The sequence below is a fragment of the Heliorestis acidaminivorans genome (genome assembly GCF_008933955.1).
Lineage (GTDB): Bacteria > Bacillota > Desulfitobacteriia > Heliobacteriales > Heliobacteriaceae > Heliorestis > Heliorestis acidaminivorans.
The window spans coordinates 32,948-49,563 of record NZ_WBXO01000005.1 but is presented as its reverse complement, the minus strand read 5'-3'; the positions used below and the strand labels follow the sequence as shown (position 1 = coordinate 49,563).

17 protein-coding genes and 1 other RNA gene are annotated in these 16,616 nt (G+C 41.3%); 9 read left to right on the top strand and 9 right to left on the bottom strand.

The features are described 5' to 3' along the window. Positions 1–3: 3 nt before the first annotated feature. Genes F9B85_RS07775 through F9B85_RS07765 form a run of 3 tightly spaced genes read left to right on the top strand, consistent with a single transcriptional unit; the run spans position 4 to position 2,236 of the window. Entirely contained in the window at positions 4–753 is a 750-nt protein-coding gene (locus F9B85_RS07775) for an ABC transporter ATP-binding protein (RefSeq protein ID WP_151619832.1), read from the top strand. Then, positions 750–1,952, top strand: a complete 1,203-nt coding sequence (locus F9B85_RS07770) for an ABC transporter permease (protein WP_151619831.1) — start codon at positions 750–752, stop codon at positions 1,950–1,952. Before F9B85_RS07775 ends, F9B85_RS07770 begins: the two co-directional genes overlap by 4 nt. After that, complete coding sequence (locus F9B85_RS07765) at positions 1,949–2,236, top strand: hypothetical protein (RefSeq protein WP_207707076.1); 288 nt, start codon at positions 1,949–1,951, stop codon at positions 2,234–2,236. Before F9B85_RS07770 ends, F9B85_RS07765 begins: the two co-directional genes overlap by 4 nt. Before the next feature lie 175 nt (positions 2,237–2,411). Here F9B85_RS07765 and F9B85_RS07760 read toward each other — a convergent pair whose 3' ends face one another. The 5 genes from F9B85_RS07760 to F9B85_RS14905 form a co-directional block, all read right to left on the bottom strand. Next, positions 2,412–3,830 carry an ammonia-forming cytochrome c nitrite reductase subunit c552 gene (locus F9B85_RS07760; RefSeq protein WP_151619830.1) on the bottom strand — a complete coding sequence of 473 codons (1,419 nt, stop codon included), beginning with the start codon at positions 3,828–3,830 and terminating at the stop codon, positions 2,412–2,414. Positions 3,831–3,857: 27 nt separating this feature from the next. Continuing rightward, positions 3,858–4,319 carry a NapC/NirT family cytochrome c gene (locus F9B85_RS07755; RefSeq protein WP_151619829.1) on the bottom strand — a complete coding sequence of 154 codons (462 nt, stop codon included), beginning with the start codon at positions 4,317–4,319 and terminating at the stop codon, positions 3,858–3,860. A gap of 223 nt (positions 4,320–4,542) precedes the next feature. Then, entirely contained in the window at positions 4,543–5,364 is an 822-nt protein-coding gene (locus F9B85_RS07750) for a hypothetical protein (protein WP_151619828.1), read from the bottom strand. Positions 5,365–5,661: 297 nt separating this feature from the next. After that, on the bottom strand, positions 5,662–5,961 hold the full coding sequence (locus tag F9B85_RS07745) for a hypothetical protein (RefSeq protein WP_151619827.1): 300 nt from the start codon (positions 5,959–5,961) through the stop codon (positions 5,662–5,664). A gap of 96 nt (positions 5,962–6,057) precedes the next feature. Further along, positions 6,058–6,180, bottom strand: coding sequence for a hypothetical protein (locus tag F9B85_RS14905; RefSeq protein ID WP_279237744.1), 123 nt, complete (start codon positions 6,178–6,180; stop codon positions 6,058–6,060). Positions 6,181–6,294: 114 nt separating this feature from the next. Between F9B85_RS14905 and F9B85_RS07740 the strand changes: the two genes are divergently transcribed. Further along, complete coding sequence (locus tag F9B85_RS07740; RefSeq protein WP_170270320.1) at positions 6,295–8,283, top strand: M1 family metallopeptidase; 1,989 nt, start codon at positions 6,295–6,297, stop codon at positions 8,281–8,283. A 307-nt stretch (positions 8,284–8,590) separates the two neighbouring features. Next, positions 8,591–9,295 (top strand): hypothetical protein, encoded by a 705-nt coding sequence (locus tag F9B85_RS07735; RefSeq protein WP_151619825.1) that lies wholly within the window; start codon positions 8,591–8,593, stop codon positions 9,293–9,295. Positions 9,296–9,405: 110 nt separating this feature from the next. Here F9B85_RS07735 and F9B85_RS07730 read toward each other — a convergent pair whose 3' ends face one another. Further along, on the bottom strand, positions 9,406–10,698 hold the full coding sequence (locus tag F9B85_RS07730) for a globin-coupled sensor protein (RefSeq protein ID WP_170270318.1): 1,293 nt from the start codon (positions 10,696–10,698) through the stop codon (positions 9,406–9,408). 207 nt (positions 10,699–10,905) lie between these two features. On the opposite strand from F9B85_RS07730, the gene F9B85_RS07725 reads away from it, so the two are divergent. The 4 genes from F9B85_RS07725 to rnpB all read left to right on the top strand — a co-directional run bounded on the left by F9B85_RS07725 (position 10,906) and on the right by rnpB (position 13,845). After that, positions 10,906–11,739, top strand: a complete 834-nt coding sequence (locus F9B85_RS07725; protein WP_170270316.1) for a GerMN domain-containing protein — start codon at positions 10,906–10,908, stop codon at positions 11,737–11,739. A 47-nt stretch (positions 11,740–11,786) separates the two neighbouring features. Beyond that, positions 11,787–11,966, top strand: a complete 180-nt coding sequence (locus F9B85_RS07720; RefSeq protein ID WP_151619822.1) for a hypothetical protein — start codon at positions 11,787–11,789, stop codon at positions 11,964–11,966. Between the two features lie 93 nt (positions 11,967–12,059). Beyond that, entirely contained in the window at positions 12,060–13,325 is a 1,266-nt protein-coding gene (locus tag F9B85_RS07715) for a metallophosphoesterase (protein WP_151619821.1), read from the top strand. Positions 13,326–13,487: 162 nt separating this feature from the next. After that, positions 13,488–13,845: RNase P RNA component class B (rnpB, locus tag F9B85_RS07710), an RNA gene on the top strand. A gap of 83 nt (positions 13,846–13,928) precedes the next feature. On the opposite strand, the gene F9B85_RS07705 is transcribed toward rnpB, so the two are convergent. The 3 genes from F9B85_RS07705 to F9B85_RS07695 form a co-directional block, all read right to left on the bottom strand. Next, a complete protein-coding gene (locus tag F9B85_RS07705; protein WP_151619820.1) occupies positions 13,929–14,522 on the bottom strand; it encodes an isoprenylcysteine carboxyl methyltransferase family protein in 594 nt (197 codons plus the stop codon). A gap of 36 nt (positions 14,523–14,558) precedes the next feature. Further along, positions 14,559–15,623 (bottom strand): type III polyketide synthase, encoded by a 1,065-nt coding sequence (locus F9B85_RS07700; RefSeq protein WP_151619819.1) that lies wholly within the window; start codon positions 15,621–15,623, stop codon positions 14,559–14,561. Between the two features lie 230 nt (positions 15,624–15,853). Further along, on the bottom strand, positions 15,854–16,543 hold the full coding sequence (locus F9B85_RS07695; RefSeq protein WP_151619818.1) for a peptidoglycan-binding domain-containing protein: 690 nt from the start codon (positions 16,541–16,543) through the stop codon (positions 15,854–15,856). Between the last annotated feature and the right edge of the window lie 73 nt (positions 16,544–16,616).

Here is a 16,616-nt window from a genome sequence, read left to right as displayed (position 1 = left end):
TCTATGGTGCAAAAAATTATCGATATTATAGATTTGCAAAAGTCTTTCAAGTTTAGCGGTAACAGATTATCAATATTACGTAATATAAATTTGTCTGTTCATACTGGTGAATTTCTAGCTATTATGGGTCCTTCGGGAAGCGGCAAAAGTACTTTAATGAACATTATCGGTTTGATGGATCGTCCTTCTAGTGGTTCTTATCAACTACTAGGACATGAGGCAGGTAACCTATTAGAAGAAGAACGTTGTCAGCTTCGCAATCAGAAGATGGGCTTTGTTTTTCAATCTTTTAATCTTCTTCCTCGCTTTAGTGCCCAGCGCAATGTAGAAATCCCTATGCTATATGGAGGTCTTGCACCTGTAGAAAGAAAAAGAAGAGCTAGAGAACTTTTGGAGCGAGTTGGATTGTCCCATCGTTTGCATCATCGGCCTATAGAACTATCAGGTGGAGAAAGACAGCGCGTTGGAATAGCCCGAGCTCTAGCTAATCAACCTTCTGTCATATTAGCTGATGAACCTACAGGCAATCTCGATCAACGAACAGGCAGAGAAATTTTGCATCTCTTCCGAGAGCTACTTGAGGAAGGCAAGACCATCTTGATGGTCACCCATGACCTTGATGTAGCTAAATGGGCCGATCGTATAGTTACTATTCAAGATGGCTCTATTGTTGCGCCTGAAGAATCTGTTGTTGTAATTCCCAAGATAGAAAGTAGAACTTCACAAGAACAGCAAAGGTTGCACAGCTTATGAAGACTTATGAGATGATATTATTAGCTCTTGAAGGATTATGGGCTCATCGTCTTCGCTCCACTCTGACAGTACTAGGCGTAGTTATCGGTGTATTTGCCATCGTCACACTTATCTCACTTGGTCATACTGTACGCAAAGAAGTAACAGGACAGATCTCTGAGTTAGGTGCTGGTTTGCTAATGGTTATGCCTGCTCGTGAAGATGGCGCTTTTGGTCCTGGTATGATGAGATCAAACCTAACAATGCGAGATGCTGAGAAACTAAAAAACTTACCTCACATTGATGTAGTTAGTCCTAGTCTAACAGTGCCAGCAAGAGCAGAGACAGCTTCAGCACGGGCAGGTATTACCCTTTACGGTGATAGCGATACTTTTCTATCTATACAAGGCTACGAATTAGCTGAAGGTCGCTCTTTTCATAGTGGAGAAATTACAGCTCGTTCTCGTGTAGTTCTATTAGGTTCTTCAGTCCGTCAAAAACTCTTCGGTGCAACAGACCCTCTAGGACGTACAGTGCGCATTAACGGAGCGACCTTTCGTGTTATTGGAACTTTAGAAGAAAAAGGTCATTCTTTTGGTCACGATCGCGATAATATTATCGTAGCACCAGTTACTGCCGTACAAGATATCTCCGGTATTCGCAACGTAGGAATTATTTTTGTACGAGCTGAGAACCCCAATATGATCGATGCTTTGCAGGAGCGTATCAAAGCCGTGCTCAGTCGGGTACAAACGGAGCGAGAGATCCAAGTTTTTTCTCAAAAAGATATTATCAAAGTTAGCGAAAGCATTTTAGGTACTTTAACTTCTTTTCTTACTGCTATTGCTGGTATATCCTTGCTCGTTGGGGGCATTGGCATTATGAATATTATGCTAGTATCTGTGCAAGAACGAACTCGTGAGATAGGCATTCGTCGTGCTCTTGGAGCAACACCTAGACAGATTATGATGCAGTTTCTTATTGAAGCCCTTTTACTAGGCGCTTTAGGCGGTCTCATTGGTTCATTATTCTCCTTGCTCGCCATACACGGTTTGGCTTATTGGGCCAACTGGCCTTTAGAAGGACTTTTATCTAACCTTCCAGCTTCTGCTTTTTTGCTTGGCATTCTCGGTGCTTCTGGTATAGGTCTTATCTTCGGACTCTATCCAGCACGTAAAGCCTCGCAATTAGATCCGATTACAGCACTTCGCTATGAGTGACCTATAAAGAAGTTAGCCTGAAATGGAAAGGACAGGCGATAGTTATGGAAAAGCTTTGTCCCGCCTGCAATGGCCTTACTCGTATATCCATACCCTGTCAACAATGTTCCTTATTAATGGTAGATCAAGGACGACTAGAAGATTTTGCACAACCTTACAGTCCTTATGATCGTGATGATCAATTAGGGATGACAATTGACGAAGAAGTGCAATGCCTTCATCTCCTCCTCTGCTCCCGTTGTAAAGCAAAACGTACCCTAGCAATACCGCTTAAAGAGTATTAAAAAGATTGTGTAAGGAACTTAAAGTATTGTGAAAAATTTAGTTTAGAAAAAAGCATAAATATAAAAAAGTAGAGACGTTGTGCAGTAAGGCACATCGTCTCTACTTTTTAACTAGTCTTGTTCTAGAGTTAACCACCACAGATAAAAAGAAAGTAATTAATATGCTATTAATATCCTAGTGGTGCCAATCCATCGATGTCGGTGCTTGAGTGCGGGCACGATCTTTTGACCAGCCGCTTACTTCAAATCTTTCATAAACATAATCACCATAAGGCTTCAGTTCAGGAATGTCATGGAAGTTGCCAGCACGAGCCGCCGCCATGGTAGCTTGTTGAGCTAACTCAATTGATTCAGCAAGAGTACTTAAAGCTTTAGAAGTGTTATGGAAGCCCATAGAGTTTTCAGCAGCTACGTAATCCCAGCGCCACTGTGATTGACGATGTAAGGCACGTGCTTGGGCAAGTGCTTCATCAGTAGCTCCTAGCTCAATAGCTTTAGCAATTGTGTTGATCGCTTGCTCGTTATAAGAGCCAGCTTTCTTTAGATTAACAAATACAGTGTCTTGCGTTGAATAGACATAGTCACGAAGTTCATCTACATTCTGACGGTGACAAACCGTACAAGACTGTTCCATATGCTTCATCGGTGAAGTCATCCAGTGACTGGAGATCTTTGTATTACCTTGCTTGACGTAAGGCATGTGACAATCAGCACAAGAAACACCGTTAATCTGGTGAATTGAACCTTGGTACATTTCAAACTCAGGGTGCTGTGCTTTTAATAATGGTGTACCCGTATCTGGATGAACCCAATCTTGATTAAAGCCGTAAAGAGGTCCTGCGATCTCGTTATAATACTGCTCCATGTCAGCCGCATCAAAGCCTTTATCCCAAGGGAAAGTTACTTCGCCTTGACGAGCTGGGTTGAAGTAGTATTCAACGTGACATTGTGCACACACATAAGTACGCATTTCCTGTTGTGTAGCTTTAGTGACATCTGTACCAATACGATTCATAGCATCGATAAAAGGTTGTTGACCTACACTAAGCTTCATAGTTTGTGGATCGTGACAAACAGAACAGCTAAAACCGTGTACAACATCAGGTAACAGCTCAGGAAGAGGAGTTGAGTAATAATCTAAGCCCATTTCTACTTGCAGATCAAAAGCTTCTACAGTTTTACAAGTGAGACAAGAGCCCATCTGTTGTTTTCCACCAGGTAGGCTAGTTACCCTCTTGATCTCAACAAGATCGATCATGGAATAGACGTGCCCGCGATCTTCATTGTATTCAAGAGAAAAAGGCATGCCTGCAAAAAGGGTCTTCATGTAAGGATACTTCTCTAAGTGGTCGTCCAGAATACTTCCACCATACTTTGAGTTTTCGTCACTCATTTCTGCATTTTTCATAAAAGAGTCATAGTGGTGGGGGAAGAGGAGGGCGTATTTTTCCATATCGTGCTCATTAGGACCGAATCCTGTTTCTATGTAGCCAAAAGTAGCGGCAGGTTGTGAATTACAACCACTTATAAAAGCGCCAAACATGAAGATAATCAGGATAGCCCAGATTCCAAGAAGCCACTTCTTCTTATTCATTCATTAATCTCTCCTTTCTTATTTTGGTCAGTATCGCGGTCGATAAAAGTCATGGGGTACAGAGCTGTGGCAGTCAAAGCAATAGTTGCCTCCTTGCGAGGGTTGATAGTCTAAGTTTGTCTTGAAAGTAAGATCACTGTGACAACTAATGCAGTTACCTTGTACGATATCTCGACTCGAATCATAGAGCTCTAAGTAATCTGGATGCTCTGTAAGGTAATTTACGTATCCATGGAGAGTACCTGCTTTTGCTTTTGACCAAGTCTTCGTCAGAATGTTTCGCTGATCTGTATGGCAATCATTGCAACTAGCGACCTCTCTGTGCGAAGAGTGCTCCCAGGAATTCATGTAGGTATCCATGATATGACAACTGGCACAAAAAGCAGCGCTACTGGTTACAGAGTGCATTGTTGCCGTTCCTGCACCAGCGGCCAGCATAAACAAGCCAACAGCTAAGATGGCAATGCGTATTTTTCTGCCTACTTCCACATTACCCCCTCCTTCCTGAGTATGTAATAACTTTCACCTAGTTGGTCTTGCCGCTCCCTCCTTTTATCTCTCTAATCGCATTTTAATAAAAAAAAACACCAAAGTACGTGACAAATGTCACATTAACACTTTGGTTTTTCTTTAACTTTTTATCTTTTAATGTCAATATTCTTTGTTTTTTTAATGGTATTTGATGCTATTTGCACTATTGATATTTGTATAATTAAAAGAGCTTAAACTTTCCTTTTTTCATAAAAGAGGTTGCCGCATTCATCAACACGTTTTGTACAGTAGGAGATTTCATTAAGTCTCCTACAAAACCAAGAGCTGGTACTGCACCTGTTGCTGGTGATGCCGTAACACCTGCGGCAGTTCCTAGTGGATTTCCAGAACCTGCAAACATGGATGCTAGATTAAGCAGAGCTCCTATGTCGAGCCCTCCTTGGCTATCTCCGGAACGATCTCCTTCTCTTTGTAATTTACGCCAGCGACGGTAAGCCCAACTACCTCGCTTTGGTTTGACACCCATATAACCCATCGATTTGACAAGAGAATCAAGGGCTTCGTCAGCTTCTTTCAATAATCCTTCAACTTTATGGGCATTTGATTTCAATCCTTGAATTTCTTTCTCTACTGTGTGTATATCAAAGTTTTTGGGAAAAATTTCTCTCAATGCTGTTAATGGATTTTTCTCTGTTGAGGAATTATCTTTATCGGCCTCTTTGTCTAATAGGGCAGAGAGCGCATCTGTACCTTCTGTCCCTACTTCATCGAGGCTATTGCTAAAAATTTGATCTAGATCACTTTCGTCATGGAGAGGCCCGTCAAATCTTTTCTCGTAAAAAGTATTTGTTTTCTTACCTTTTTTACCTTCTTTCATTTTTTCTTTTTTTTGCTCTAACTGAAGGATAGTTTTGATTAACCTACTTTCGCGCTCTTTTAATATTTTTAAGCGATGATCAATACTGTTTTTCTTGCTTCGTCGACGTGACCGTGACCGTCTTTGCCCAGGCGACCGTGGCGATCGTGACGACCGTGGCTTCATTTCTACACCTCCATAGTTTCTCTGACCACTAGCTAATACATATTATAGAATTGGTGGAAAAAGGTGTATGTTATCACTCGAAAAAAAGAAAGAGAGCCCTGCCGTACAGGACTCCCCTCTTTATAACTACTCAATGGGGTCGTAATTATCTAGTAACAGCCAAAAATCGTGGGGTAAAAAGCTGCAATAACAATTAAAGTAAGGACAAGACCAAGAACGCGTCGATCTAGAATCAACGGACTTATGGTTCTGGTACAGCTCATGTATAATCCCTCCTTTCTGTTAGACCCCCTACTTTTATAACATTTTCTTAATCTGCTCTAGCGCGGCTTTGTCTTTGTCAGAAACCTTATGAGCCTTCATCAGTTGATCTAACATTGCTTTGAGCTGTTGACCTTGCTGAGGCGCCAGTTGTTTGGAAAACTGGCTAACAAGCTTAACAGCTTTTTTGCGGTCTTCATCACTAAGTGACTGTTTCTTTTTGACCTTATCGACAATGCCCTTTACTTGTTTTTCTTCTGCATCGCTAATTGGAAGGTTAAGTTTACTCTGATTGAGTAGCTGACCAATGGCATCCTTCACATTGTTTAAGTCCATGAAGCGGGACCTCCCCCTACAATCCTTAATTCGTAAATATCTTATTAATTTTTCCAACTAATGGTTCCTAGTAAAGTAGAGGGAAAAGTTTCTTTTTTATTTTTTGGGCCAGTAGCGATGACCGAGATAAAAGATCGTCATAATGAAAAGAATATGCAAGAACCACCAACCTAGCCGAAGAAATTCGAAGGTTGTGCTATCTAAAGGATTACCTTGCATACCTCCGCCTCCCCTTTTTTTCATCTTGTCCATTTTATGAGCAGTAAAGGCTTGACTTTACCAGTTTTTTACCCTTTTGCGGACAGCGTAGTAAGTACAAAAAAGGAGCGGTCTATGATGAACTATCTTTTTACCAGAAATATGCTCTCTCTCTGCCTCTTCTTCTTCTTTGCCTTGTTGCTTTTACTACCTTTATCACCTATCCCTGCCACGGTGGCTGTGGCCGCTTCCAATGTCAAGACATTGAGTATGCCAGACCAAGAGCCACCTGTGCATTACCAAATTGAAAGTAACTTTGTGCCTTCACTTTCTACTATTGATGGTAAAGTTACTATCACTTGGACTTATCCAGGCACTGAACCACTTTCCGAGATAGCAATCCATCTGTATCAAAATGCTTTTGCTCCTGGCTCTACTTTTATGAACAACTCTTTAGGCCTTCACAGAGGACATCAGCAAAATCATACTCAAACAGGTCAAGTTGAGGTTTTCTCTATCTCCTATCATCAAGCAGAAGGTTCTAAAGACATTACAGACAACTTACGTTATATACAACCAGATGACGACAATCGTCAAGATAAGACTCTCGCCTTACTAGAACTTCCTGAGCCGCTAATGCCTAAGCAAGTGCTAGAAGTTACTATTTCTTTTCGAACTCATCTACCAGCAATCTTTGCTCGTTCTGGAACTGTAGAGCCTTTTGTGATGGCTGGTCAATGGTATCCTAAGTTGGCCGCTTATGAGCTTGCCGGACAGCGAGGGCGACCTACCGAGGGCTTTAATCTTCATCAGTATCATAGCAACAGTGAATTTTTTGCCGATTTTGCTAACTATGATGTAAGAATTAGCGTACCAGAAGATTATATTGTGGGAGCTACAGGCGAGGAAATCACAGAACCAATTAAGGAAAAAGGGGTAATACACTATCATTTCGCTCAAAAGTGGGTTCACGACTTTGCCTGGGCCGCCGATCCACGCTTTGTCATATATCAAGATACTTTCAAGCCCGCCCAAGGAGAACCAGTAATTGTATCACTTTATACAAGGCCAGAAAAAAGTCATTTAGCCACCAGACAATTAAATGCTGTAGTGGGAACTTTAAGAGAGCTTCATAATCTCTTTGGACCTTATCCTTATAAAACCTTGACAGTCATCGATCCACCGGGAGATGCTCTTGGCGCTGGAGGTATGGAATATCCCACCCTAATTACTGGAGGCACGCCTCTGCTTTCTCATGGACAATCAATGGAACCAGAAAGAGTATTAGTCCATGAAACAATACACCAGTACTGGTATGGTATCGTAGCCAATAATGAGTTTGAAGAAGCTTGGTTAGATGAAGGTCTTACCACTTATACAGAAGGAAAAATTCTAGAGCGACTTTATGGTGATAGTCGCAGTTCTTTTTCCATCTTCGGACAGCCTTTGCTACCTCTACCTCTAAGCACCAACAGTCCAGGACTTTTTCGTACGGTCCTGCAACCGCTTGTACTAGATCCTATTGATTTACCAGCTTATGACTACGCTTCGTCGCGCTCCTATGCTACATCTGTTTATTATCGAGGTGCATTGCTTCTCTATAGCCTTGAAGGTCTGCTAGGAGAAGAAAAGGTGTTCGACATCTTATCTACCTATTACCAGCGCTGGGCTTTTCGTCATCCTGGCACAGATGATTTCGTAGCTGTTGTAAAAGAAAAAGGATGTTCAGAAAGCGCTAAATTTTTGCAAAAAGGCTTGCAAAGCCCTGCTTATCTTGACTATGCTCTGGGAGATATTAAGCCTTTGGGAACAGCAGAAGGACTTGCTTGGATAGTTCGCATTGATCGTCGTGGCGAACTTATAGCACCAGTAGAAATATTGATTCTGCACCAAAATGGTCAAAAAGAAATTGTCCAATGGTCTGGAGAAGAGAGGTATCTAGAAATAAGAATCCAGCATTCTCAACCACCTTTAGCTATTCATATAGACCCCGAGGAGCGTCTACCTTTAGACATGAATCGACTAAACAATGATTGGACCCAAGAGAGCGCCTGGTGGCCAGCCTTTCGCTGGACTCTCTTAGTTGCTCTCTATTATCAGAGTCTTTTAGCATTAGCTTTGTAGCTTTTTACTGCTAAAAAGAATAGGCTTATCTTTTCATTAGATCGACTGTCATGGTCTCTAGGGAAGTCCAATAGAATGAAGCAGGAGGTGATTCTTCCTGCTTCATTCTTTTTCTAAAAGCCTATTCAGGCGTTCCTTAAATCTCTTTCCACTTTCTTTGCTCTTGTGGTTTCTTAGCTTACTTATACTTCTTCCTTTATTACTCCCTCTTTTTCTCTACTTGTTAAAAGCCTTTCCCGCCTTACCTGCTGACTGGGTAAGCCCACAAGGTCTAACTACAGGCCTGCCTGAGAGAAGTTGGGATAGTATGAGTTATTCTCTCTACCACGACTTACTACTGCCTTTTCAAACACCAGCTATGAATGCCTTAGCACAAGGGCTCTTTTACCTTCCCTTGCTTCTTTTTGCTTGCCTTCTTCCTTTTTTACAAGCTGGCCTAATAGCAGTCCTTAGAGATAACCGCCACAGCAGACAGTCCCCAAAAAAGCAAATTCATTCCTTTATTCGTGGTATAGCTGACCATTATCTCTATTGTTGGGCACTAGCTCTCTTACTAGCACCTCTTTATGCCATCCTTTTCTGGCTTACTTTTTCCTTCGGAACTATTAACCCTAACTGGACCATTTTCTCCTGGCTAAGCTATCTATTAGCCAAAGTCTTGTTATTTCTGTTAGCTTTTTCCTTTGTTTCTTTTATTGCTGATAAGGCTCGTTTAGCTTTAATTTCAACAAGTTGCTGCTCTAATCGCAAGCCTTCTGCTCTTGCTAACTTTACAGTTGCTTTCCCCTATGTGATTAAGCATTATTTTTCATTGCTAACGCTTCGTGGAATTGTCTATATTCTAGCCTTTCTTATCATCGCCTTACTTTATAGCCTACTTATGAACTGGCCCGGTGGAGGATGGACTAGTCTTTATCTCTCCTTTTTCTTACAACAACTCACTGTACTTATATTGATCTGGGCACGCTTAATCGGTCTTGTCATCATGGACGAATATATTCAAGTAAAATAGAAAGACCAACATGTCAAAAAAAAAAGACCACCCTACCGAGCCTATGATAAGGCTACTGGCAAGGAGGTCTTTTTTATGTCTTTTTGGATGCTATCTTTTCACTTCTAGCACTAGGAGCGGTTAAAAGCCATAACAGAAAGAGCTTCAGCAGAACGAGCTACTTCATCAGATGCTTCTTCAATCTGCTTAGAGGTAGTTGTTAAGCTCTCAATCTCTTTGGCAATAGAATGGACACGCTCTTGGTTGTTATCAATTGAGCTAATAATATCGCCGAAGCTGCGCACTACTTCCTGTGCTACAGCAGAAGCGGCGGCCATGGCTTTGCTCGTTTGAATCATAGCTTGAGAAACTTCAGTAGTATGCTGACGGGAGATCTGGATCATTTCTGCAATCTCTTGAACTGATTGCTCTGAGAAGCCTGCTAACTTTTTGACTTCATTGGCAACAACAGTAAATCCGCGACCTGATTCGCCAGCTCTAGCCGCTTCAATAGCAGCATTCAAAGAAAGTAAGTTCGTCTGCGTTGCAATACCTTGAATAACACCAGCTATCGATTCAATTTTCTCGGAACTTTCATCAAGAGCTTTAATCTTTTCTTGCATGCCTTGAATTAAAGAACCTAGATTCTCAATAGCTTTACCTGTATCTTGAATCTTAGACTCGCCTGATTCAGCAAGAGCATTAACATTACTGGCATACTCTGTAGCCTGTATAGCATTTTGAGAAATTCTTTGCGCCGCTGAGGCCATTTCAGCCGCTGAAGCGGCAGTCTCTTCCGCTGTCGCCGCCAAGGTTTGACTAGAATCGTTGACGCGATCTTGTAGTTGTTGCATCTCAGAAAGAAGTCTTTCCATCTCTTCTTTTTGATCAATTTCCTTCAAGTAATCTTTTATGTAGGCTGACATTACCGTTTGCTGATCTAAGTTCGTTAACCTTTGTAAAGCTGTAATCATTTCCATGGCTTTACGGCGATCTCGAACTTGCTCTAAAATGGGGTAAATAGAGTTAAAAAGTGCCTGATAAGCGGCCGTATACCAGTAGGGTGGCAATTTGACACGATTGTGTACATGTCCAATGTGAGTTCTATATTGGATATACTTATCGTCAACAGTTGTTGTAAAGAGACTCATTAAATAACGTTTAAACGTGCCTTGTAGCTTCTCTAACGTCGAATTCTCTTCAATAAATTTACGTAGCTCAGGTAAAGCCAACAATTGTTTGTAAAAATTGTTAGCCACTTCATCAATACGAGGTTCTAAGATAGGCTTAAGTTCAGCTAAGAGTGTAAGGTCTTTCTCGCTCAGGTTCAACAGTTGCTTAGATACTTTTGCTTCTTCGCTTGTAATATTTATTGAAGTAGAAGGCAACGAAGCGGGCATGTTAGAGCCCTTATTAAAAAACATACCTCTTCCCTCCAAAGGATTCATTAATAGAATCATACGGCATCATTATAACCATCTACTTTCTCCATAGATAAGTATGATTCCTGCTAAAACAGAAATAAAAAGAGACTTTAAATTTCCTTATGGTTGATAAGGCAGGATTATACTTTTTTCTAGCGAAAGAGTATTTAGCTTCTAACTATAACTTCGTTGGAGGGAGGATTCTTTTTGTACAGGCTGAAACTAAAGCATCTCCATTATGCTTTTCTATTATTTTTGTTAGTCCTTACTTCCGTTTATTTAGCTGGCTGTGCTAATTCAGCAGTTTCATCGCAACAACAAGAGGAAATATCATCACCTATTTCTGAAAAAGTAGTGCAATTATATTTTCCCGATAGAGAATTAAATCGTTTAGCCTGCGAAGAATATACTGTGTCAGGTACACAAGAAGAAAAAGTAGCCAAAATTTTTGAACAACTCAAGGCAGGTCCTCGGAATGAGCAGTTAATCACTTTAATACCAGAAGAAACAATCTTATTAGACCAAGTGATTGAAGATGAAGATCGACTTACTATAAATTTATCTGACCATATCTATAGAATCAACCTTGGCTCTAGTGGTGAAGCCCTTTTGGTCGGATCTATTGTTAATAGTTTGTCTGCCTTAAATTTTACGTCCATTCAAATTCTCATTGATGGACAGATCATTGAGTCTATTGCCGGTCATATGTATATAGCAGAACCGCTTGCTTTTTTTGATTATCTTACAATTCGTCACGGGAAGATTCCAGCACCATCGAATTTGCAAGATATTCAGTCTGCTGTACAAGAAGGACATCAACTTTGGCGATTAGATCCTGTAGAAGTCTCTCGTGTTGATGGCATTGCTCTAGGTTTTTCTCCTGACAAAGATTCCTTCAGTCTCACAGAACGGGATAGCCAGCCCGGCAAAGCCTCCGTCCTTGTGACTCATGGTAAAAATCAATACACGATCCATCTTCTTCAACCTCTCAACATTGGACCTGAGCAAATCTGGATAATTGACGAAGTAACAGTAGAATGACAAGACTCCAAACAGGTCAAAATAAAACCTGTGAAGGAGGTATGTCCATGTCCGAAAAAACCAAGAGTCTGGTGACCTATCGATTGGATCAGCGTTCTCTTGAAGAATTGTACAAAAAATATGGCCGTCCAGGTGAAACAGCACCAGGCGTAAAAGCTCCAAGAAAGAGGAATATCCCTCCGCCACAACAAGAACCAGGCGCCGTTCCTCTCTTAGAGACAGACTAATGCTTATTACAGTACCCTGTCCTCTTTGGGCAGGGTATAAATCATTGTATTAGGATAGCTAGGTCTTCCATCCTATTAGGAGTGATTTTTTTGGTGGAAACAGCCTTTTTTTCGATTATGCGTTTTTTACCTGTTTTTGCTTTTTTATTGATTAATTATTTGTCTTATATGGCTCTTGTTCGTTGGATTCCTTTTTTTCGCCCTGTAAAAAGAAGAATTGTCTACTGGTTAATCGCTTTTATATCACTGTTACCCTTGATCTATAGTATATTGACAGGTTTTCAAGATACTCAACCTGGGTTACGAATCGCTTATTATCCAGCTTTCGCTTGGAACATAGCTCAGTTTATTTTTCTCATTAGTCTACCCCTTGTTTTTATTCTTCATCGCTATGGAGGGTCAGAAAAAAACAAGGAGCAACTTGTTAGAGCGGCAGGGCAAAAGAAGGATGGTCAGGCTCTTCCTATAGAAGATAAAAGTGCTGATGAAGAAAGCGTAAGTAAGGTACATCTGCCCGAAAAAATCAGTCGTCGCCGCATGATTGAAGGGGCTCTAACGGCCGTTCCCTTTGTAGCCTTAACTGTAGCAACACAAGGCACTTTAGTTGGCGATAATCGAGTTATTACAAGAACTTTTCCAGTCACTATACCAGGTCTTTCACCAGAGCTTGATGGCTTACGAGTACTTCAGATTTCCGATGTTCATTTGGGCACTTTTTTCCCTTTAAACCGATGGGAAGAAGCAGTGGAGATGATCGCTAAGGAAAAGCCTGATATTGTAACTATTACAGGTGATTATGTAGACGACTTACCACTTTTGCGGCCTGCTCTTGCTATGGCTGATCAGATTCCAACTACTTATGGCTCTTTTTATTGCTTAGGCAATCATGAACATTATCGTGGTTTGCGTGAAGTTCGAGCCGCTTTTGATGATAGCTCTGTGGTGAATCTTGAAAACACTTCTATGACAATTGCAGATGGACAGCTTTGTATGGTTGGTGTAGACTATCCTTTTATCAGACAAGCTGATTCAAGGGCTATTGTTCGTCAGCAGATGCTTAACCAAGCTTTACAAGATGCACCCGAAGGTGTTCCCAGAATACTACTAACTCATCACCCTGATTTTTTCAATGAAGCTCGTACAGCCGGAGTTGAATTGACTTTAGCTGGACACACTCATGGTGGACAAGTAGGTATTGGTAGTCGTTCTTTATTCCCTTGGGCTATGCAGTATATGCGTGGCTGGTATGGTGACGACCAAAGTAAACTATTCGTTAATAGTGGCCTTGGTCATTGGCTTCCTTTTCGGTTAGCTTGCCCTTCTGAAATTGTTACTTTTGTCTTGCGTCGACCTTCGTAAACTAACTATGTAAACCAATTATCGATCTAGTCGTCATAATGACATTGCAAGAATTACCACTTGCATCATTGACGCTCTTTCTATATACTGTATTAGCATCACTTGTGCAGGCATACTGTTCTTACAGTTTCTGCTCTCTTGTGATACAATAAGAAAAAAGAGTATGGTGGATAGTCGCGGCTTCTGCTATTGCAGGGGTCGAGGAAATTCGAGACACGCCCAGCTCTGCTTTGAAGCAGGACTGGAGTATGGTGCCTAGTGCAAACTAGGGCAGGGCGACCTGACGACGGCAAAAGCATCTCTTAGGAGAGGTAAGTAGCCATAAAGTGCCACAGAAACGATATCCTCCGGCGACGGAGGAGTGCAAGGGTAAACTCCACTAGCGTGCAACCCAAATAGGCGACAATGTCGCGGGTAGGGGCACTCGCTACGGCGAGAAGTAAAGTTTTCTTTAGAAAGCTTTGTTTAGACAAATGACTATCCATCGGCTTTAGCCGGGGACAGAATCTCGATTACAGCCATACTCTTTTTTATTACATGGCCAGAGGGTACACCCTCTGGCCATGTAATTTTTTCATTTTTTAATTTACCGTACTATATTTTTTATACTTTTTTCTTACTATCCCGCACAGCTTCTTCTAGCTTACTTGGTAATAACCGAGGCACTTGAGCCATCACTTTTTCATAATTTGTTACTTCCGCTAAAGCACGCTCTTCTAGAGCAATGCGTTGTGAGAGAATATAAGCATTAGTTAAAGTAAAAATCAAAGCTGTACCATAAGCCCCAAAGATAAGCGGTAAAGTAAGCAATTCTGTCATAACAACGAGATAATTGGGATGGCGCAGATAACGATAAGGACCTTTCGTTACAACTGGCGCATCTGGTAATACATAAATTCCTGTATTCCAGTAAGGACCAAGAGAAAAAATAGCCCAATAACGTAAGCCCTGGGCTAAGAAAAACAGAATAGTCGGTACTATCCACCATGGTGGTGCTACAGATCCTAAATAGATTGCTTCTGTATAAAGAGCCACAAAAAAGAGGCTATGCAGTAAGACAATTACTCTATATTGCTCCTTCCCTACTTCATAACCGCCCTTTTTTACAATATATAGACCATTGCGATGAGCTAATAAAAGCTCTCCTAAACGTTGTACTATCAGTAAAATAAATAGAACATAAAAAAATTGGGCCAATCCTTACTATCTCCTTTACTGCATCGTTTTTTATAATTACCATCTAACCAACAAAAGTTCGGAGCAAAAGCCAGGACCTAAAGCTGTAATAAGACCGTAGCTTCCAACAGGAGGTTTTTGTTCTATTGTCTTTTCAAGCACGAAAAGCACTGTTGCTGATGACATATTGCCGTATTGACAGAGCACTTCTCTTGAAATAGCTGTTTTATGGCTAGGTAACTTCAAAGCCTCCTCATAAGCATCGAGAACTTTTAACCCTCCTGGATGAGCAATAAACCAGTCAATATCCTTTACGGTGAGACCTTGCTTGGCTAAGAAAGCCTCTACGATAGGGCCTATTTCTTTTTTGACAAGATTCGGAATATGTCGAGAAAAGAGAACTTTGAGCCCTTCTTCTGTTACATCCCAACCCATTATGTCTAAACTTTCAGGCCAATAGTAGCTTTGCCAATCTAACACCTCAGGACCTACGAAAGCTTCGCCGTACTGCTCAGTTCTGTCATGTCTTAGCAAAGTAGCGGCAGAGCCATCGGCGAATAAAGAGGTAGCTATCAGATTGCTTTTGGAACGATCTGAATGCATAAAAGTAAGGCCACATAGTTCTAAGGACAGTAAGAGAATATAATCTCCTTGGTGAGCTAGAGTCTGTTCACAAGCTCGGCTAATGCCAATAGCTCCACCGCCACAACCTAGACCCCACAAAGGCATACGTCTAATATGCTTCGGCATTTGCATCTTATTAGCGATATGCATATCTATAGAAGGTGTAGCAATTCCTGTTGAGGATACAAAAATAAAGCTATCAATTTCCTCTAGAGATAGCTTAGCTTTCTGTAAACAGTTATCGATAGCTTTCATTCCTAGCTTAATTGCTTCCTCTTGATAGAGTTTGTTTTTCTCACGAAAAGATACCTTCTTTTGAAACCAATCAGGAGGCATACAAAAATGACGTTTCTTTATCTGACTTCTCTCAAAAACTTCAAGCAATCTATTTAGATCTCTAAAATCTTCCTGAAAAAGCTTCTCCGCAAATTGACGGGCTTCTTTTTGAGAAACCATTTGTTCTGGCACTGCTGTGCCAACTGCAAGTATACGAGACATAATCAGCTCTCCCCTACAGTTCAATAATGGCCCTATTTTAACGAATTATGTTCGTTGGTAAGTTACCATGATAGGGGTTTGCTGGAAGTTGATGAGCAATATAGTCTCAATAGCAACAAAATGAACTAGAAAGAAAACTCAGGGCTAGTAAGTAGCAAGGAGAAGAGCCGACAGATCTTAATCTGTCGGCTCTTTTGCCATGCTCTTTTTGTGGTTTTACAATTATGTTTTTATGGTCCATAGCCAGCGGCAATACGTACAGCCGCCTGATGCTGAGTATCTATAATATTGCTTCCATGAGTTCTACTATTTACGAAGTGAATACAAAAGTGACCAGGAAAGCCATTCGTTATCGTTTGATAGTCATGAGGCATACCATTGATCGAGCCTGCTAGACGCCAGCCTCGAATAGTAATGATCATCGGCTTACGTTCCCAGCTCCACCGCCCACCATAAATACGCCTAAAAATGTCAGTATCGTTCCAGGTTAACGGCTCCATGTCAGCATGGTTTGCGCCACCTGTTCTTCGCGCTCGAAAGGTGAGACCACTTAAAGGTTCAGTCAGCCAAACATCAGTACGCAGAGGCAGTAATTGAGTAGCTCTCGTCCACTGTACTAACTGAGGTCGCATAGCTTGTAAAGTTTGATTCCCTACTATACCATCTACCGTAAGACCTCGGAAACGCTGGAATTGCATAACTCCATTGTGCGTTAAAGTTCCAAAAAAACCTGTAGGATTGACATGCAAAAAGCCCATGTCTCTCAATCGATTCTGCAACTGTAAAACATCTTGACCTGTCACACCCTGACGAAGAAGGCGATTGTTAACTGTTAAGCCCGAAGCAAGGGATACAGAGGGGGCAACAGTGAAAGAGGCCAGAAAAACTGCGGAAGCAATCATAAACTGTCGTCGATTCACTATATTCCTCCTCAGTCTTAACCACAAGCAGGCAATAGCTTTAATTCGTCATAAGAGCAACAAAAACCTCTTT